General features: G+C 76.1%; 18 protein-coding genes. 7 read left to right on the plus strand and 11 right to left on the minus strand.

Going from position 1 to position 18,135, the window contains the following annotated elements; translation table 11 throughout:
• Positions 1-10 precede the first annotated feature (10 nt).
• Positions 11-838, minus strand: coding sequence for a dimethylargininase (gene ddaH / locus ACFVFS_RS04895; RefSeq protein ID WP_380620194.1), 828 nt, complete (start codon positions 836-838; stop codon positions 11-13).
• 307 nt (positions 839-1,145) lie between these two features.
• Between ddaH and ACFVFS_RS04900 the strand changes: the two genes are divergently transcribed.
• The gene (locus tag ACFVFS_RS04900; RefSeq protein ID WP_380620196.1) at positions 1,146-1,928 is read left to right on the plus strand and encodes an SGNH/GDSL hydrolase family protein; all 783 of its coding nucleotides are present in this window, start codon (positions 1,146-1,148) and stop codon (positions 1,926-1,928) included.
• A gap of 35 nt (positions 1,929-1,963) precedes the next feature.
• Here ACFVFS_RS04900 and ACFVFS_RS04905 read toward each other — a convergent pair whose 3' ends face one another.
• Entirely contained in the window at positions 1,964-2,350 is a 387-nt protein-coding gene (locus ACFVFS_RS04905; protein WP_380620198.1) for a DUF2809 domain-containing protein, read from the minus strand.
• 211 nt (positions 2,351-2,561) lie between these two features.
• Between ACFVFS_RS04905 and ACFVFS_RS04910 the strand changes: the two genes are divergently transcribed.
• Positions 2,562-4,016: a DUF2252 domain-containing protein gene (locus tag ACFVFS_RS04910; protein WP_380620199.1), complete on the plus strand. Its 1,455-nt coding sequence runs from the start codon at positions 2,562-2,564 to the stop codon at positions 4,014-4,016.
• Between the two features lie 68 nt (positions 4,017-4,084).
• Here ACFVFS_RS04910 and ACFVFS_RS04915 read toward each other — a convergent pair whose 3' ends face one another.
• From ACFVFS_RS04915 to ACFVFS_RS04925, 3 genes are read right to left on the minus strand one after another with little or no spacing between them, the layout of a single operon-like run.
• The gene (locus ACFVFS_RS04915) at positions 4,085-5,608 is read right to left on the minus strand and encodes an MFS transporter (protein ID WP_380620201.1); all 1,524 of its coding nucleotides are present in this window, start codon (positions 5,606-5,608) and stop codon (positions 4,085-4,087) included.
• Entirely contained in the window at positions 5,605-6,168 is a 564-nt protein-coding gene (locus ACFVFS_RS04920; RefSeq protein WP_380620202.1) for a helix-turn-helix domain-containing protein, read from the minus strand. The genes ACFVFS_RS04915 and ACFVFS_RS04920 overlap by 4 nt, the downstream gene beginning before the upstream one ends.
• A 43-nt stretch (positions 6,169-6,211) precedes the next feature.
• Entirely contained in the window at positions 6,212-7,705 is a 1,494-nt protein-coding gene (locus ACFVFS_RS04925) for a hypothetical protein (RefSeq protein WP_380620203.1), read from the minus strand.
• Between the two features lie 309 nt (positions 7,706-8,014).
• On the opposite strand from ACFVFS_RS04925, the gene ACFVFS_RS04930 reads away from it, so the two are divergent.
• Positions 8,015-9,292 (plus strand): DUF5685 family protein, encoded by a 1,278-nt coding sequence (locus ACFVFS_RS04930; protein WP_380620206.1) that lies wholly within the window; start codon positions 8,015-8,017, stop codon positions 9,290-9,292.
• Between the two features lie 147 nt (positions 9,293-9,439).
• A complete protein-coding gene (locus tag ACFVFS_RS04935) occupies positions 9,440-10,627 on the plus strand; it encodes an alpha/beta hydrolase family protein (protein ID WP_380620208.1) in 1,188 nt (395 codons plus the stop codon).
• Positions 10,628-10,718: 91 nt separating this feature from the next.
• Here ACFVFS_RS04935 and ACFVFS_RS04940 read toward each other — a convergent pair whose 3' ends face one another.
• The 4 genes from ACFVFS_RS04940 to ACFVFS_RS04955 form a co-directional block, all read right to left on the minus strand.
• Positions 10,719-10,880 carry a hypothetical protein gene (locus ACFVFS_RS04940; RefSeq protein ID WP_376084675.1) on the minus strand — a complete coding sequence of 54 codons (162 nt, stop codon included), beginning with the start codon at positions 10,878-10,880 and terminating at the stop codon, positions 10,719-10,721.
• Between the two features lie 58 nt (positions 10,881-10,938).
• Positions 10,939-11,340, minus strand: a complete 402-nt coding sequence (locus ACFVFS_RS04945; protein WP_380620210.1) for a pyridoxamine 5'-phosphate oxidase family protein — start codon at positions 11,338-11,340, stop codon at positions 10,939-10,941.
• A 122-nt stretch (positions 11,341-11,462) separates the two neighbouring features.
• Positions 11,463-12,101 (minus strand): MBL fold metallo-hydrolase, encoded by a 639-nt coding sequence (locus tag ACFVFS_RS04950; protein WP_380620213.1) that lies wholly within the window; start codon positions 12,099-12,101, stop codon positions 11,463-11,465.
• Positions 12,098-13,183, minus strand: a complete 1,086-nt coding sequence (locus tag ACFVFS_RS04955; RefSeq protein ID WP_380620215.1) for an S-(hydroxymethyl)mycothiol dehydrogenase — start codon at positions 13,181-13,183, stop codon at positions 12,098-12,100. Before ACFVFS_RS04955 ends, ACFVFS_RS04950 begins: the two co-directional genes overlap by 4 nt.
• Positions 13,184-13,646: 463 nt before the next feature.
• On the opposite strand from ACFVFS_RS04955, the gene ACFVFS_RS04960 reads away from it, so the two are divergent.
• Entirely contained in the window at positions 13,647-14,888 is a 1,242-nt protein-coding gene (locus ACFVFS_RS04960; protein ID WP_380620218.1) for a cytochrome P450, read from the plus strand.
• Complete coding sequence (locus ACFVFS_RS04965) at positions 14,885-15,148, plus strand: ferredoxin (RefSeq protein WP_380620221.1); 264 nt, start codon at positions 14,885-14,887, stop codon at positions 15,146-15,148. The genes ACFVFS_RS04960 and ACFVFS_RS04965 overlap by 4 nt, the downstream gene beginning before the upstream one ends.
• Positions 15,149-15,227: 79 nt before the next feature.
• Here ACFVFS_RS04965 and ACFVFS_RS04970 read toward each other — a convergent pair whose 3' ends face one another.
• The gene (locus ACFVFS_RS04970; protein ID WP_380620223.1) at positions 15,228-16,460 is read right to left on the minus strand and encodes a phosphotransferase family protein; all 1,233 of its coding nucleotides are present in this window, start codon (positions 16,458-16,460) and stop codon (positions 15,228-15,230) included.
• Positions 16,461-16,587: 127 nt separating this feature from the next.
• Between ACFVFS_RS04970 and ACFVFS_RS04975 the strand changes: the two genes are divergently transcribed.
• Positions 16,588-17,202 carry a DUF4262 domain-containing protein gene (locus ACFVFS_RS04975; RefSeq protein WP_380620225.1) on the plus strand — a complete coding sequence of 205 codons (615 nt, stop codon included), beginning with the start codon at positions 16,588-16,590 and terminating at the stop codon, positions 17,200-17,202.
• Between the two features lie 39 nt (positions 17,203-17,241).
• On the opposite strand, the gene ACFVFS_RS04980 is transcribed toward ACFVFS_RS04975, so the two are convergent.
• On the minus strand, positions 17,242-18,108 hold the full coding sequence (locus ACFVFS_RS04980; RefSeq protein WP_380620227.1) for a PhzF family phenazine biosynthesis protein: 867 nt from the start codon (positions 18,106-18,108) through the stop codon (positions 17,242-17,244).
• Between the last annotated feature and the right edge of the window lie 27 nt (positions 18,109-18,135).

Below are 18,135 nucleotides of genomic sequence, written 5' to 3' on the forward strand. Positions count from 1 at the left end.
CGGCCGGTGATCAGGACGGCCGGAGCTCCAGCGTGCAGCACTTCGGGCCGCCGCCGCCCTTGAAGAGCTCGGAGAGGTCGACCGGTATCGGCTCGTAGCCGGCGTCGGCCAGTTGGGCGGCCAGGGACTTCGCGGCCTCCGGGAGCAGCACCCGGCGGCCGTCGGAGACCGCGTTCAGGCCGAACACCTCGGCGTCCTCCCGCTCGGCGAGGACGGCGTCCGGGTAGAGGCTGCGCAGCAGTGCCTGGCTGTCCGGGGTGAACGCCTCCGGGTAGTACATGATCTGGTCGTCGGCGAGCACGGCCAGCGCGGTGTCCAGGTGGTAGAACCGCGGGTCCACCAGGTCCAGGCTCAGCACCTGGAGGCCGAAGACGTCCCGCGTCTCGGCGTGCGCGGCCGGATCGGTGCGGAAGCCGGAGCCCGCCAGCACCCGGCGGCCGACCAGCAGGTGGTCCCCCTCGCCCTCGTTGACGTGCTCGGCCCGCCGCACCTCCCGGTAGCCGCCGGCCCGGAACCAGGACTCGTGCGCCTCCGACTCGGCGGCCCGCTCGGCGTGCCGGAAGGTCGCGACCAGCACCCGGCCGTCGAGCACGGTGGCGCCGTTGGCCGTGTACACCATGTCCGGCAGGCCCGGCACCGGGTCGATCAGCTCGACGGTGTGGCCCAGCTCCTCGTACAGCGCGCGCAGCCGCTCCCACTGGCGGACGGCGAGCGAGGTGTCGGTCGGCTGCGAGGGGTCCATCCACGGGTTGATCGTGTACTCCACGGTGAAGTACGTCGGACGGCACATGAGGTAGCGCCGCGGCCTCGCGGTGCGCTCCGGGAATCGGGTGGGCATGCGGCGACCTCCGCCATCGGGAACGGTGCTCGGGACGGGACTGGGACCGGACGCGGGCCGTCGGGAACGGGGCGCGGGTGACGGCCGGCACCGGCGCCTCGCGGCCCAGAGGGCGGCTGCCCCGGCGGGACCGTTCGCACACCCGGGCCGGCCGACCGGACGGCGCAACTCCCCCGCGCACCCGGCGCGTCCGCCCGCGCGTCCCCGGCGCACGAGGGCGCGCACCAGGACACGTGGCCGATCTCACGTACCGCCACCGGCCACCTACGGTGGCGTAGGTCACTTCAGAAGGTGAACTATCTCTTTCATGCCGAACCTCCAGGAGACCCTTGACCTCGATTCGTACGTCGCCCTCGGGGACAGCTTCACCGAGGGGCTGAACGACCCGGCGGCCGACGGCGCCTTCGCCGGCTGGGCCGACCGGCTGGCGGTACTGCTCGCCGCGGACCGGCCGCCGGGCGGGTTCCGGTACGCGAACCTCGCGGTGCGCGGCCGGCTGCTGGACCAGATCGTGGCCGAGCAGGTGCCCCAGGTCCGCCGCATCCAGCCGGATCTGGTGACCTTCTGCGCGGGCGGCAACGACATCCTGCGGCCCGGCAGCGACCCCGACGAGGTGGCCGAGCGGTTCGAGGCCGCCGTCGTCCAACTCGCCGGCTCGGCGGGCACGGTGCTGATCTGCACCGGCTTCGACACCCGCGGCGTGCCGCTGTTCAAGCACCTGCGCGGCAAGATCGCCACCTACAACGGCCACATGCGGGCGGTCGCCGACCGGCACGGCTGCAAGGTGGCCGACCTGTGGTCGCTGCGGGCCGTCCAGGACCGCCGGGCGTGGAGCGAGGACCGGCTGCACCTGTCCCCCGAGGGCCACCAGCGGGTCGCCCTGCTGGCCGCCCGCTCGCTGGGCCTGCGCACCGCCCAGGACCCGGAGGCGCCGTGGCCGTCCGCCCCGGTGCCCTCCCCCGCCGAGCAGCGCCGGGAGAACCTCCAGTGGGCGCGCGAGTTCCTGCTGCCGTGGGTCGGCCGCCGGCTGCGCGGCGAGTCCTCCGGCGACCACGTCGAGGCCAAGCGGCCGGAGCTGCTGCCGCTGTGACGGGACCGTTCCGATGACGCCGCCCTGACGGAGCGTCAGGCCGCCCGCGCGCCCCGGTGCGCGAGGGCGGCCAGGGCGGCGCCGACGAGGTACCAGAGCAGGTCCGGCGGGTTGAAGGTGCTGCCGAGCACCAGCCGCGCGAGCGCGCTGTGCCGGGCCAGGCCGTCGGGGACGCCGGTGAGCTGGAACAGTTCGACGGCCCAGCTCAGCCCGGCCGCCCAGGCCGCCGCCGCCCACGGCCGCAGGCGCGGCGCGAGCAGCACCACGAGCGTGTACAGCAGCACGGTGTAGAGCGCGTCGCCCGCGTACTTGGCGGCCGCGCCGCCGGCCACCGCGCGCACACCGAGCCCCGCCGCCACGGTCAGCGCTGCCGCCGCCGCGGCGAGGCCCCGGACCGCCCACCGCCCCCGAAGATCGTCCATCACCGCACCCTAGCCTCCGGCCCGGCGCCGAGCCCCGATCGCCCGCCCGTCGCCGCCGGTACGGCGCGTCCCGGAACCGTCCGCGGCCCTCCCGGCGTCCCTCCCTGCCGACAGGCCGCGCGAGCGGCCCGGTAGCCTGCTGGCCGGCCCGAACGGGGCCGGGTCCGCGCAGGTCGCGGGCGGGAACGACTTCAGAACAGGGCGGGGCGCAGTGACGCAGCTGACCGAGACGGTGATCGGGTCCGGGATACCGGCGAACGGGGCGCGGGCCGGGCAGGCGCCCGGGCGGCGGTTCAGCGTCGAGGGGTTCGCGCCGGGCCGGGACGGCGGCGCCCGGGCGCGCGGCAAGGCCCTGCGCGAGCGCAGCCCGCGCGAGCGGCACGCCGAGTTCGCCCCGGCCGCCGACCGGCCGACCGCCGTCGAGGCGATCGAGGCGTCCAACGCGGGCCGCCTCACCGAGCTGGTGCCGATCCGGCTGGGCCGGATGGCCGCCACCCCGTTCGCCTTCCTGCGCGGCTCGGCCGGGCTGATGGCCGCCGACCTCGCCGGCACGCCGACCAGCGGCACCGTCGCCCAGCTCTGCGGTGACGCGCACGCCGCCAACTTCGGCCTGTACGGCGACGCCCGCGGCCGGCTGGTGATGGACATCAACGACTTCGACGAGACCGTGCCCGGCCCCTGGGAGTGGGACCTCAAGCGCCTCGCCGCGAGCCTGGTGCTGGCCGGCCGGGAGGTCGGCGCGGACGAGGCCACCGCCCGCAAGGCCGCCTTCGACGCGGTCGGGGCGTACCGCCGCACCATGCGCACGCTGGCCAAGCTGTCGGCGCTGGACGCCTGGAACGCCGTCGCGGACGACCAGCTGGTCTCCTTCGCCCAGGCGCACGACCTGGCCGAGGTGCTGGAGAAGGTCGGCGCCAAGGCGCTCGGCAACACCGGCGCGCGCTTCGCCGCCAAGTCCACCGTCCGCTCCGAGGACGGCGGTTGGCGGTTCACCGCCGCACCTCCGGTGCTCGGCGAGGTGCCGGACGCCACGGCCGCGGCGGTCGCCACCGCGCTCGGCCCGTACGTGCGCACGGTGCCCGCCGAGCTGCACCCTCTGCTGGCCCGCCACCGGGTGCAGGACGTGGCGTTCCGCGTGGTGGGCACCGGCAGCGTCGGCACCCGCTCGTACGTGGTGCTGCTGACCGACCACCGCGAGCAGCCGCTGGTGCTCCAGGTGAAGGAGGCCCGGCCGTCGGTGCTGCTGCCGTACCTGGCCCGGGCCGGGTACCCGGTGACGGCTCCGGACAGCCACGAGGGCCGCCGGGTGGTGCTCGGCCAGAAGCGGATGCAGGTGGTCAGCGACACCCTGCTGGGCTGGACGACGGTGGACGGGCTCCCCTACCAGGTGCGGCAGTTCCGCAACCGCAAGGGCAGCGTGGACCCGGCGGCGCTGCTGCCCGCCCAGCTGGACGACTACGCCCGGATCACCGGCGCCCTGCTCGCCCGCGCCCACGCGCACACCGCCGACCCCGGGGTGATCACCGGCTACTGCGGCAAGAACGAGGCGCTGGACGAGGCGGTCGCGGCGTTCGCGGTGGCGTACGCGGACCGCACCGAGGCCGACCACGCCGACCTGGTGGCGGCGATCCGGGCGGGCCGGCTCCCGGCCGAGCACGGCGTCTGAACCGCCCCGGCCGGGCCCGGACGCACCGGGCCCGGCCGTCGCCCGTCGCCCGTCGCCCGCCGTCCGGATCAGCCGGACGCCCGGCCCGACGCCGCCGTCCCCTCCCGGGCGGCGGGCTCCACCACAGGCCCGTCCACCGCCGCAGCGGCCTCCCGTGCCGCCTCCTCGCGCGCCGTCGCCCGGCCCGCCAGGACCGAGGCCAGCACCGCGAGCGTGGCCACCGCCGCGCAGACGCCGCTCGTCCACGCGTACGCCGACCGGTGCCCGCCGCCCCCGCCGGTCGCCCGCAGGTAGACCCCGGAGAGCGCCGAGACACTGACCGCCGCCGCGATCCGCTGGGCCATCTGCAGGATCGCCCCGCCCACCCCTGCCGCCTCGGCCGGCGCGTGGCGCAGCACGAAGGCCTGGTTGGACGCCCCCATCAGCCCGATCGAGGCGCCGCCCAGCAGTTGCAGCAGCGCGAGCAGCCAGGGCAGCGAGCCGGCCGGCGCCCACAGCGCGACCAGGCCACCGGTCAGCATCGTCAGCGCCGAGCCGGCCATGCCCGCGGTGACGGTCCGCCGGCCGAAGCGCTGCACCACCCGCCAGGCGACCGCCGAGGCGAAGCCCATCGCGACCGCCGAGGGCAGCGCCACCAGGGCCGCGCCGATCGGCGGGAGGCCGAGCCCGTCCTGCAGGAACATGGTCAGCACCAGCCCGGCGGCCAGCGAGGAGCCGAACTGGGCCATCGCCACCGCCGTGCCCAGCGCGTACGGCGCCGAGCGGGTCAGCGCCGGGTGGATCAGCGGGTGGCCGCCGGCCCGGGCGTAGCGGCGCTGCCACCAGGCCAGCGCGCCCAGCAGCACGACCGCGGCGGCCGCGAAGCCGAGCCAGCCCGCCCAGCCGGGCGGCTGGACGAACGGCAGCATCAGCGCCAGGGTCAGCGCGCCGACCAGCAGCAGCCCGACCAGGTCCAGGTCGGCGTTGCGGGTGCTGGGGCGCGGTCGCGGCAGGTGGCGGGCCGCCAGCACCACGGTGGCGAGCCCGAACGGGACGTTCAGCAGGAAGGTCAGCCGCCAGCCGTGCTCCGGCCCGACGGCCGCGATCACCGCCCCGCCGACCGGGGGGCCGAGCGCGAAGGCGAGGCCGCCGGTGACCGCGTACATCCCCAGCGCCCGGGCCCGCAGCTGGCCGCGGAAGACGTCCTGGAGGGTGCCGATCATCTGGGAGTTCACCAGTCCGGCACCCGCGCCCTGGAGCAGCCGGGAGGCGACCAGCACCCACGGCTCGGTGGCGGTCGCGGAGAGCAGGCTGACCACGGTGAACAGGGCGAGGCCGCCGACGAAGAACCACTTGCGGCCCCGGACGTCGCCGAGCCGTCCGCCGGGGATCAGGGCCAGGCCGAAGGAGAGCGAGTAGCCCGCCACGATCCACTGCAGGTGCGCGGGCTGGGCGTGCAGCGACTCGCGCAGCGCGGGGATCGAGGTGTTGAGCACCGACTGGTCGATGAGGGTGGTGAACCCGCCGGCGACGCAGACCAGCAGCACCCGCCGCCCGGCCGCGTCGAACCGCTCCTTGGCCGGTGCCCCGGGTATCGCGGCGCTCCCGCTCACGGCTCGACCACCACCAGGGCGTAGCGGGCCGGGGCCGGGCCGGGACAGCGGAAGCGGGTGGTCTCGGGGACGAACCGCAGGCAGTCGCCGGCCTCCAGCAGTTGCTCGTCGCCGTTGACGGTGAGCGCCAGCCGGCCCTCCAGCAGCCAGAGGTGGTGCTCCCGGCCGCCGTCGCAGGGCTTGTCGTAGGCGATGTCGCCGCCGGGCGGCAGCAGCCCCTCGATCACCTCGGCCCGCAGCGAGCCGTGCGGCGGGGAGACCGAGCGCCGGAGGAACCCGGTCGCCTCGTCCCGCCAGACCCGCTGGTCGGCCGCCCGCACCAGCTGCGCGGGCGCCGCCTCCACCTCGGCGAGCAGCCGGGACATGCTCCGCCCGTAGACGGCGCAGAGCCGCCCGAGCAGCGCCGCCGTCGGGCTCACCTCCGCCCGCTCGACCCGCGACAGGGTCGACCGGCTGACCTCCGCCCGCCGCGCCAACTCCTCCAGCGTCCATCCGCGTTCGACCCGCAGTTCGGCGAGCCGCTCCGCCAACCTCTCGTCGGCGGCCGTGTCGATTCCCATATCCGTGATGCTATCCCGGATATGGGATCATCCTCCGAGCTCCCTAGAGCAGCTTCCTCAGCCGCGCCTCCAGGGCCGCCAGCTCCGCCTGCTGGCGCTCCTCGGCCTTCACCAGGTACGGCGTCACCGCGGTCAGCATGCCGATCAGGTTCGTGACCAGCGGCCGCGGGACCGGCATCCGCCCGTTGAGGGTGTGGAGCAGGTCGACGTCCTCGCCGAACGCCACCGCGAGCTCCCCCAGGACCTTCCGGTCCACCTCCTCCGGCATCGCGGCCACCACCGGGATGTACCGGGACAGCCCCTCCCACCGGGTCCGCACGTCCTCCAGGACGGCCGCCTGCAGCTCGATGGCCAGGGTGGCCCACTGGTCGGCGCTCGGCTGGACGGCCGGGACGCCCGCGAAGGCGGTCCGGAGCGTGGCGACGGCCTCCCGCTCCTCCCACCGGTCCTCGCCCACCAGCGCGTGGACGACCTCCCGCCCCATCCTGCCGAACCGCTCCGCCGCCGGCCGGGCGGCCGTCGCCTCGACCAGCGCGCCGAGCACGAGGTTGGCCAGTGCCAGCGGCCCGCGGTTCACCGCGGCGCGCGGGATCCGCAGGGCCCCGGAGGTCAGGTCGTACACGATCCGGTCGCCCTCCTCCACCGGCACCGGGTCGATCCGGTCCACCGCGTGCTTCAGCTCGCTCAGGTAGCCGAACAGTTCGGCCACCGCCGCGCGGTCCTCGGCGCGCAGGCCGACGGCCCCGTCGTGCGGGCGCCGCTCGCCGATGAACCCCCAGAGCTCCAGCCACTGCTCCAGCGCGAGCAGCGGGGCGTGGTGCTGCCAGACGGACCACTCGGGCGTGTTCCACCGGGCCTCGCCGAAGGCGACCTCGGCGAAACCCGCGCAGTCGTTGGCGCGGACCCAGGCCCGGTTGACCACGATGTCCAGCCAGGCCAGCGCGGAGCCGAGGGTGGTGACCCCCTCCCGCCGCAGCAGCCGCCCGCGCTGGGCCGCCACCCGGCCGAGCACCTGGTACTGGCCCCACGCGTCCTCGTCGCGCTCGGCGAGCAGCGCGGCGGCCTCGGCATAGGTGTCGGCGTTGTCCTGGGCGAGCACGGCCGGCAGGTGGCCCCACGCCCAGCCGGTGCGGTACGCGTAGTCCTTGACCGGGTGGGTCAGGCCCTCCTTCAGGCTGTGCGCGAGCTCGTGCACCAGGGTGAGCGCCCGGGCGGTCAGCGTGCGGGTGCCCGGGCCGACCATGCCCGGGCGGAGCTGGATCTCCTGCACCGAGGGGAACGGGCCGTCGCTGATGACCGCGTTCGCCCCGACCGTGTCGGGCAGGTCCTCCCGCACCACGAACCGCAGTTCGCGCATCCGGTGGCCCAGCAGGGCGAAACGCTGGTGGAACAGCGTGTAGTCGGGCGCCGGACCGGGGCCGCTCAGCACGGTGGTTCCGGCCAGCTCCACGGCGGTGCCGAGGGAGACGATCCGCTCGACCCGGTCGATCAGCGCTTCCAGGACCTCCTGCTCGTCGGCGTTCAGGGCTCTGCTCACGTGGTCCTCCGCGTTCCGTGCGCGAACCGGCGGTCCCGTGGGACCGGTTCGCGCGGCAATGTCCGAGTCGCATGGTGTCGGGCGGCGATGGACAACGAATAAACGCGGGACTCCCGGCGCCCGTCGGCTGCGGGCCGGGAGGGACCCGCCGTCCGCCGCAGGCTCCGACAGGCCGGGGTTCCGAGGAGGCGGGGGTTCCGAGGAGGCGGGGGTTCCGAGGAGGCGGGGGTTCCGAGCAGGCGGGCTGGCGATCATATGATGTGCGCGATCACGGGCCCGGGTGGCCCACGCGAGACACGGGGGAACCACATGTTCGGCATCATCAGACCGTGCCGCCACCGCCTCTCCGAGCGGTTGCAGGCGAGCTGGATGGCCCATCTCTGCGGGCTCTGCCTGGCCCTGCGGGACGACCACGGGCAGTTGGCGCGGACCGCCACCAACTACGACGGGCTGATCATCTCGGTGCTGGTCGAGGCGCAGGCCGCCGCCGGGGACGGCGCCGGACGGCGGACCGCCGGCCCCTGCCCGCTGCGCGGCATGCGGACCGCCTCCGTCGCGCAGGGCGAGGGCGCCCGGCTGGCCGCCGCCGTCTCGCTGGCGCTCGCCTCGGTGAAGATCCGCGACCACGTCGAGGACCGGGACGGCGTCTTCGCCCGGCGGCCGGTGGCGGCGGGCGCCCGGGCGGTCACCCGGCGCTGGGACCGCAAGAGCGCGGGCAGCGCCTCGGTGGTCGGCTTCGACACCGCCGTCCTGCTCGACGCGGCCTCCCGGCAGGGCGAGTTGGAGCGGGCGCTGCCGGTCGGCGGCTCGGTGCTGCTGGTCACCGAGCCCACCGAGACCGCCACCGCCGCCGCCTTCGCACACACCGCCGCGCTGGCCGGACGGCCCGGCAACGCGGCGCCGCTGGCCGAGGCCGGGCGGCTGTTCGGGCGGCTCGCGCACCTGCTGGACGCCGCCGAGGACCAGACGGCCGACGCCGCGAGCGGCGCCTGGAACCCGCTGACCGCGACCGGCACCGACCGCGCCGAGGCCGAACGGCTCTGCCGGGACGCCGTGCACGGCATCCGGCTCGCCCTCCGGGACGTCGAACTGGCCGACCGCACCCTGGTGCACGTGCTGCTCGCGCACGAGACCGAGCGCGCCGTCGAGCGGGTCTTCGGCCGGGCCGGGCACACCGCCTGCCGGACCGGGACCGAGGACGGCGGCGCACCGCTCGCCGCGAACCCCTACCAGGCGCCGCCCCGGCACGACCCGGACCAGGCCCCGCCGCAGGACCCCGGCGCCCCGGTCCCGCCGTGGGTGCCGCAGGGCCCCGGCTTCACCCCGCCCGGCGCGCCGCCGCCCAACCGCCGCAACCTGCTGGCGGGTTGCGCCATGTGGGCGCTGATGGGCTGCACCTGCCAGCTGCTCTGCTGCAACCACGACGACCCGTTCACCGGCGAGCCCCGCGAGGGGTTCTGCACCCGGCACGACTGCTGCGACTGCGGTAATTGCTGCGACGCCTGCCAGTGCTGCGGGGAGAACGCGAACTGCTGCAGCGGCTGCTGCGACGGTTGTGACGGCTGCGACTGCGGCTGCGACTGCTGAGAACCGGCCCCTCGGGGCACACCCACAGGTGGAGCCGGACCCGGCCCGACGGCGCCCCGCGGGCCGGGGCGGCTCCCCCTCGCGGCGTACCGCCGCTCCCCCGGTGGATCGACGTGCCGGGGCCGGACCGGAACCTAACGTGGCGTCATGTCGAAGAACCGACGGCGGCGTTCCGCCGCCCTGACGATCATGTCCACCGCCCTGGTGCTGACCCTGGCCGGTCCGGCCTCCGCGCTCGCCGGCTCCGCCCCGACCGCCGACTCCGCCCCGGCCGCGAGCGCCGCCCACCCCTCCGGACCGCGTGTCCCCACGCCGACCGCGCACCGGCCGGTCGGGACGGCCTCCGCCCGCCTGGTCGACTCCAGCCGTCCCGACCCGTGGCGCGCCGATGCCCCGACCCGCGAGCTGATGGTCACCTTCTGGTACCCCGCGAAATCCGCCCGGGGCACCCACCCGCCCTATGTGTCGCCGGAGTTGTCCCGCGCGCTGTACGGTCTGGAGCAGCCCGCCACGCTGCGGACCGGAGCGGTGGCCGACGCCCGGCCGGCCGCCGGACGGCATCCGCTGATCCTGCTCTCCCCCGGCTTCGGCATGAGCCGCACCACCCTCACCGCCCTCGGCGAGGAGTTCGCCTCCCGGGGCTACGCGGTGGCCGCCGTCGACTCCACCTACGAGACCTCGGTGGAGTTCCCCGGCGGCCGCATCGAGTCCTGCCGGGCCTGCGGGCAGGAGCAGACGGACCCGGAGTTCGGCGCGAAGTCGTCCCGCGCCCGGGCCGCCGACCTGCGCTTCGTGATCGACCGGCTGACCGGGCCCGGGCACGGCGGCCCGGTCCGCGGCCTGAGCATCGACGCCTCGCGGATCGGCGCCGCCGGGCACTCGATCGGCGGGGCGGCCGCCCTGGAGGCGATGCGCGAGGACCCGCGGATCAAGGCCGCGGCCAACCTGGACGGCAGCATCTGGATCCCGGCCGGGGACGACACCGGCCGCCCGGCGCTGCTGTTCGGCGCCGGGGTCGGCTCCTCACCGGAGTCCACCCGGAACTGGGAGGACAACTGGAAGCGGTTCACCGGCCCCCGCTACTGGGTGGACCTGCCCGCCGGCGGGCACCTGTCCTTCTCCGACTCGCACTGGATGGTCGACGACCTCCACCTGGAGGAGTACCTGCCACCCGGGTACTACCGGGAGAGCTACGGCTCAGTCGACAGCCACCGCGCGCTGGCCGCCACCCGCGCCTACCTGGGGGCCTTCTTCGACCGGCACCTGCTCGGCCGTCCGGCCCCGCTGCTCGACCGGCCCTCGCCCAGGTTCCCCGAGGTCCGCTTCGCCAAGTAGCCCGCCGAGCAAGGCCGTTCGACCGGAGTCGCCCGTCCGCGCGCCGCGCTGCCACAGCGGCAGCACCGCGACGCGCGCGGCCGGGCGGCGCTCATCCATCGCGGCCCGGGCCCGTGGCGGTGCGGCGGTCGGCCGCCAGCGAGTCCTCCAGCCGGGCCAGCAACACCCGGAACCGGTCCGCGTCCTCGGCCGTCATCCGGCCCCCCTCGGCCGGGGCCCGCACGCCCCGGTCCCCCGTTGTTCCCTCGTTCATGCCCCGACGGTAGGACCTGACGATCAACGCCGGATAAACGGAACGCCGCGTGTTCCTGTCAGGGCCGGCCGAGGACCCGGTCCACCGCGATCTCGATGACCACGCGGTCCGGGTTCACCCGCGGCTCGCGGTAGCGCTCGGCGTACCGGCGCTCCGCGTCGGCCACCGCCTCCGGCGCGTCGCGGACCACGGCGACGCCCTCCAGCGTCGACCAGCGCGCCCGGTCCACCTGGCAGACCGCCACCCGCTGCCCGGCGGCCCCGGCCTCCAGCACGTTCCGCACCTTCCGGCTGGTACGGCTGCTGATCACCCGCGCGAGGCCGGTCTCCGGATCGAACGTCACCCCCACCGGCACCACGTGCGGCGAGCCGTCCGGGCGCCGGGTGGTGAGGGTGGAGATGTGCCTCTCCCGCCAGAAGGCGAGGAAGGCGTCGTCGAGCGCGCGCGGATCATGGGCCATGCCCGCGATCGTACGTGCCCGGGCCCGGCGGACGGCCGCCGGGCCCGGGTCGTGGGCGGCGCGACGCTCCCGCGCGCCCAGGACGGGTCCGACACCGCCCGGCGGGACCGGTCGGACCCGCCTCAGTGGCCGCGGGCGATCCATTCCGGCAGGGCCGGGGCCTCGGCGCCGATGGTGGTCGGGTCGCCGTGGCCGGTGCGGACCACCGTGTCGGCGGGCAGCGTGAGCAGCCGCTCGCGGATGGAGTCGATGATGGTCGGGAAGTGCGAGAACGACCGACCGGTCGCGCCCGGGCCGCCGTGGAAGAGGGTGTCACCGGTGAACACCGTGCCGAGGTCCGGGGCGTACAGGCAGACCGCGCCCGGGGCGTGGCCGGGCGTGTGGAGCACGGTCAGCGCGGTGCCCGCGACCTCGATCCGCTGCCCGTCGGCGAGTTCGCCGTCCGGGAGGCGGTCCGGGTGGGTCAGCTTCCACAGCGGCAGGTCGTCCGGGTGGAGCAGGATCGGCGCGCCGGTGCGCGCGGCGAGCTCCGGGGCGGCGTCGATGTGGTCGTTGTGCGCGTGGGTGGAGACGATCGCGAGCAGCCGGCGCCCGGCGAGCGCCTCCTCGATCGCGGCGGCGTCGTGGGCCGCGTCGATCACCACGGCCTCGCTGTCGTCGCCGACGATCCAGACGTTGTTCTCCACCTCCCAGCTTCCGCCGTCGAGGTCGAAGGTGCCGGCGGTGACGAGCCGGTCGACGCGGGCGGTCCCGGTGCTCACAGGACCACCACCGAACGGAGCACGTCGCCGTGGTGCATGCGCTCGAAGGCCTGCTCCACCGCGTCCAGCCCGATGGTCTCGCTGACGAAGGCGCCGAGGTCCAGGCGGCCCTGGAGGTAGAGGTCGATCAGCATCGGGAAGTCCCGCGAGGGCAGGCAGTCGCCGTACCAGGAGGACTTCAGCGCGCCGCCGCGCCCGAACACGTCGAGCAGCGGGAGCTCCAGCTTCATCTCGGGCGTCGGCACGCCGACCAGGACGACGGTGCCGGCCAGGTCGCGGGCGTAGAAGGCCTGCTGGTACGTCTCCGGGCGGCCGACCGCGTCGACGACCACGTCCGCGCCGTGGCCGCCGGTCAGCTCGCGGATCGCCTCGACCGCGTCGGTGGCCTTCGAGTTGACGGTGTGGGTGGCGCCGAGCTTCTCGGCGGTGGCCAGCTTGCGGTCGTCGATGTCCACCGCGATGATCTTCGACGCGCCGGCCAGCCGGGAGCCCAGCACGGCCGCGCCGCCGACGCCGCCGCAGCCGATCACGGCGACCGTGTCGCCGCGGCCGACGTTGCCGGTGTTGATCGCGGCGCCGATGCCCGCCATCACGCCGCAGCCGAGCAGCCCGGCGACGGCCGGGTCGGCGGCCGGGTCCACCTTGGTGCACTGGCCGGCGGCGACCAGGGTCTTCTCCGCGAACGCGCCGATGCCCAGGGCCGGGGACAGCTCGGTGCCGTCCAGCAGCGTCATCTTCTGCTTGGCGTTGTGGGTGTTGAAGCAGTACTGGGCGCGCCCCCGCTTGCAGGCCCGGCACTGGCCGCAGACGGCGCGCCAGTTGAGGACGACGAAGTCGCCGGGCGCGACCTCGGTGACGCCCTCGCCGACGGTCTCCACGATGCCCGCGGCCTCGTGGCCGAGCAGGAACGGGAACTCGTCGTTGATCCCGCCCTCGCGGTAGTGCAGATCGGTGTGGCAGACGCCGCAGGCCTGGATCCGCACCACCGCCTCGCCCGGCCCGGGGTCGGGCACGACGATCGTCGTGACCTCCACGGGCGCGCCCTTGGCGCGTGCGATCACTGCCTTGACCTGCTGGGCCATCCGGTTCCACCTCCGTCGGCCGGTGCCGCTCTGCACCGGCGTGACCTGCGTCGACGCGGTCGGTCGACACGAGTCGGGTGACTCGCCCACGAAGCGTAACGCCCGGGGCGGCGGGGAGCCGGGGAGCGCCCCCGGTGATCCGGCTCACCGCGGTGGCGCGCCCCGGGGCCGACCCCGTCGCCTGCCGTAGGGCCGGCCGCGGGGAGAGCGGCCGGTGCGCTCCGGGGCGCACGGTGGCCGCCGAGCGCCCCCCGTCGCCGTCGCGCCCTCACCGCCCCGGCCGCGTCCGGGCGTTGGCTGGAATCCTCGCTGACGGCGGCCCGTCGCCCACGTACGGTCGGAGCGCAACCAGGCCCCTTCGGCAGGCTCGTCGAGCACCACCGCCCGTCCCCCGCGCCCCGCCCGGATCCACCCCCCGCCGGCCGCCCTCCCCGCGGCCACCGCACTGGAGTCTGGAGTACGGATGTCCGCCGAGAACAGTGCCACCGGTTCCCGAACCGGTACCGCCCCCGACCCCGGCAGCGCCCAGGCCGTCCTGCCCCCGCTGCACTGCCTGCGCCTGCTCGACCCCGGCCCGCCCCGCCTGGCCGCCCTGCCCACCGGCACCCCGGTCTGGCTGGTCACCCGGCACCCCGACGTCCGACAGGTGCTCACCGACCCGCGCCTGGGCCGCGCCCCGCTCTTCGCCCCGGACGCCCCGCCCGTCACCGTCGTCCCCAATCTGCTCGACGACCCGACCGCGCTGCTCAACATCGACGGCGTCGACCACCAGCGACTGCGCCGCACCGTGCAGCGCGCGTTCACCCCGCGGGCGATCGCCCGCTGGCGCCCCTGGGTGGCCTCCGTCATCGAGGGCCTGCTGGACGAGCTGATCGACCGGGGCTCGCCCGGTGACGTCGTCGCCGGCTACACCCGCCCGCTGCCGATCGCCGTGATCAGCCGGCTGATGGGCCTGGACCACCTCGACTCCAAGCGGCTGGAGCACTGGAGCGACCACGCCCTGGCCACCACGGCCTACTCGCCGCAGGCGATCCGCACCGCGATCGACGAGTTCGCCGGATTCAGCGCCGAGATCATCGCCGAGCGCCACGCCGCCCCCGGCGACGACCTGGTCAGCAGCCTGCTCACGGCCGCCGCCGACACCCCCGAGATCACCGAGCAGCAGCTCGTCACGCTCGTCGTCAGCCTGGTCGTGGCCGGTCACGAGACCACCATGACCGCGCTCGGCAACGCCCTGCTCTACCTCCTCGGCGACGGCCGGGACGCCTGGCGGCAACTCGCCTCCGACGAGCGGAGCGCGGCGGCCGCCACCGAACAGCTGCTGCGCGCCGTCCCCTTGAGCGACGCCGACGTGATGCCCGGCCTGCTGCGGCGGGCGATCGAGGACATCGAGATCGGCGGGGTGCCGATCCCCGCCGGAAGCGTCGTCGCCGCCCACGTCTCCGCCGCCAACGCCGACACCTCGGTGTTCACCGGGGACCTGGCGACCGAGCTGTTCTCCCCGCTGCCCGCGCCCTCGTACACCTTCGGCGCCGGGCCGCACCACTGCCTGGGCTCCTGGCTGGCCCGGATGGAACTGGAGCTCGCCCTGCACCGGCTGGCCCGGCGGCTTCCCGCGCTGCGGCTCGCCGCGCCGGAGGAGGCCGTGGAGTGGCGGCGCGGTCAGCTGACCCGCAGCCCGCAGCGTCTGGAGGTCGCCTGGTGACGGATCCACGGACCGCACCCGCCGTCATCGTCCAGGTGGACCGCGACCGCTGCATCGGCTCGGCCATGTGCACGCTCACCGCGCCCGCGTCGCTGGCGCTCGGCGCCGACGGCCTGGCCCGGCCGCTGCGCGAGCAGCCGACCGGCGCCGCCGGGGAACCGCTCACCCCGGAGCTGGCCGAGGCGGTCGACTACTGCCCGGTCGAGGCGCTCACCCTGTACGGCGCCCGGGACGGCCGCCGGATCAGCCCGAGCGGCTGACCCGCCGTCGGCGCCGCGCCCCGTCCGGCGCGGTGCCGACGCCGTCGGGGCGCCCTCCGGCCCGGTCCGCCCGGGCGACTCAGCCGGCCGCCTCCAGGGCGCGCCGCACCTCGGCGGCCGGGTCGCCCTCGTGGTACGGGCGCTCGCTGTCCTCGATGTGGTCCAGGAACTCCTGGTAGCGCAGCGCGTAGCCGAGGTGGAACAGCGGACCGGCCAGCTCCAGCGCCCGCTCCGGCGCGCAGCCCGGCACCCGCTCCCGCCAGGCGTCCGCCCAGACCGCGGCCAGCTGGTCCCACCGCTCCTCGTCGACGTACCCGCGCGGCCGCAGCCCGTCCATCGCCGGGTGGCCCAGGCAGGTGTCCGCGTAGTCGATGACGACCGGCCCGCCGCCGTCGGAGCGCCAGTTGCCGGGGTGGAAGTCGCCGTGCACCGCGGTCTCCGGCAGCCCGCACGCGGTCAGCTCCGCGACCAGGGCGGGCAGCCGCGCGGCCAGCGCCCGGGCGGCGGAGAGCTCGCCGTCCGTCAGCTCCGACCCGGCTGCCAGGCGGTCGAGCAGCGCGGGAACGGCGACGGCCAGCGCCCGCGGGGTGCGGTCGCGCAGCCCGGCCGCGGCGGCCCGGCCGTCGGCCGCGAGCGCGGCCTGGGCGGCCACCAGCCGCGGCACGACGTCCGCCACCTCCTCCGCCGACGGGCCCCAGCAGTCCTCCCCGGGTACCTCGTCGAGCAGCACCCGCCCGTGCGGCGGGTCGGCGGCGAGCACCACCGGCACCAGCGCCGGGTCGGCCGCGCCGAAGAGCGCGATCGCCTCCCCCTCACGAGCGTTGAACGCCGGGTTGATCACCTTCAGCCAGGCCGGGCCGGCGGCCGTCGGCAGCCGGAACAGACCGGACAGGTTCCAGGTGCGGACCTGCTCGGCGCGCCCGGTGACCGGCCGTCCGACCGCCGCGAGCGCACCCTCCGCCCAGTCGAGCGCCGCCCGCAGCCCCTCCGGCGTGGCCCAGCCGGCCCGCCGCTCGGCCGGTCCCAGCAGCGCCCCGGTCGCCGTGTCCAGCGGCCGCGCGGCCCGTCCGTCCGGGCGCTCCAGCGCCTCGACGTGGTACACGGTGTGCCCGTCGCGGCCGCCCTCACCGCCCGTCACCCCGACCAGCCGGACCACCGCCACCGGTGCCCCGACCTCGGCCGAGACCCGCTCCACCACCGCCCCGGTCGACGACCACCACGGCTCCCCCACCTCGAAGGGGCCCACCGGCCCCAGGTAGTCGCCGCCGTGGGTGAGATGGACACCGACCGTCCGAACGTTCGCCTGATTCACCGTGGCAGGGTCCCTCACCGGTCCCGCCCGCGCGACCGATTTTCCGGGGAGCGGTCCGGGGCGGGCTGCGGCGACAGCCCGCGCCCCGCCGGATCACCGCCCTGACCTGCGTGTTTTGATGGTCCGCATGGCTACACCCCTCGTTCCCGCGGCCACCGAGGCCTGCCCCTGTGTGATCTGCGCCGCCGACGGACCGGACCGTTCCGGCAGGATCCGGGCACGCCGCCGGGGCGGTGCGCCCCGCGTCTCCCGGCACTGGCGGCGCGAGGCCCGGGACGTCCTGGCGCACGGCCACCACGTGGTCGGCGTCTCGGGCGGCGGGTCCGTCCCGGACTGGGCGTTCACCGTGGGCCGCTGGCACAGTGAACGGCTCCCGGAGCTGGCCATGTTCGGCCTGGACGCGTACGGCCAGATGAACTGGCTCAACGAGGCCGTGGACCGGCTGCGCGAGGGCGCGTCCGCCGAGCCGGACGGCCTGCTCACCGGGGTGATCGACGGGTACCGGCTGCTGGTCAAACCCGTCGACCCCGGCTGGCACCGGCCGCTGCTCGGTACGGCCGTCGGCTTCTACCGCCGCCTCCCCGTCCCGGTGCTCCAGCTCGTCTGGCCCGACCGCGACCACCGCTGGCCCTGGGACCCGGAGGCCTCCCCCGGCTGCCGGGCGCAGCCGCGCCTCTGGCTGCCGGTCGACGCCCACCCGGAGGGCGTCTGGACGGAGGAGGCGGCGGCCGCCGAGGCCTGACCCGTCGGCCCCGGGGCCCGAAGCCACCGGCCCCGGCGCCTACGGGATGGCCACCGCCGCCCCGGAGACCCGCACGCGCGGGGCCGCCGTGCGCAGGTCGACGTGGAGCAGGCCGGGACGGCCGAGGTCCTCGCCCTGGTGAAGGGTGACCGTGTCCGGGGCGCCGGCCGGGTCGAGGCCGCGCAGGTAGGCGCCGAAGGCGGCCGCCGCCGCGCCGGTGGCCGGGTCCTCCACGACGCCGCCGACCGGGAACGGGTTCCGGACGTGGAAGACGTCGGGGGCGGCGCGCCAGACCAGTTGGAGGGTGACCAGGTCACGGGCGGTCATGAAGGCGGCGAGGCCGTCGAAGTCGTAGGCCAGCCGGGCCAGCCGCTCCCGGGTCGCGGCGGCCAGCACGAGGTGCCGGGCGCCCGCGTAGGCGTAGCGGGGCGGCAGCGCGGGGTCGAGGTCCTCGGGTGCCCAGCCGAGCAGGGCCAGCGCCTCGGCGACGTCCGCCGCGTCGGTCTCCGTGACGTGCGGCTCGACGCTGGTGAGGGTGGCGCGCAGGCCGCCGTCCGCGCCCTCGGTCACCTCGACCGGCACCTCGCCCGCCGCCGTGCGGTAGAGGTAGCGCCCCGGGCCGACCCGCTCGGCGAGCGCCACGGCGGAGGCGACGGTGGCGTGGCCGCAGAACGGCACCTCGGTCAGCGGGCTGAAGTAGCGCACCGCGTAGCCGCCCGCCGGGTCGGGGGTCAGGAAGGCGGTCTCCGAGTAGCCGATCCCCGCGGCGATCGCGAGCATCCGCTCGGCGGACAGGCCGGTGGCGTCCAGCACCACGCCCGCCGGGTTCCCGCCCTCGGGGTCGGCGGCGAAGGCGGCGTAGCGGAGGATCTCGGGTGCGCCGGGAGCGGCGTCGTCACTGGTCATGACCGCTCGAACGTGCCCGGCCGGGCC

This window comes from Kitasatospora sp. NPDC057692 (genome assembly GCF_042799475.1).
Classification (GTDB): Bacteria; Actinomycetota; Actinomycetes; order Streptomycetales; family Streptomycetaceae; genus Kitasatospora.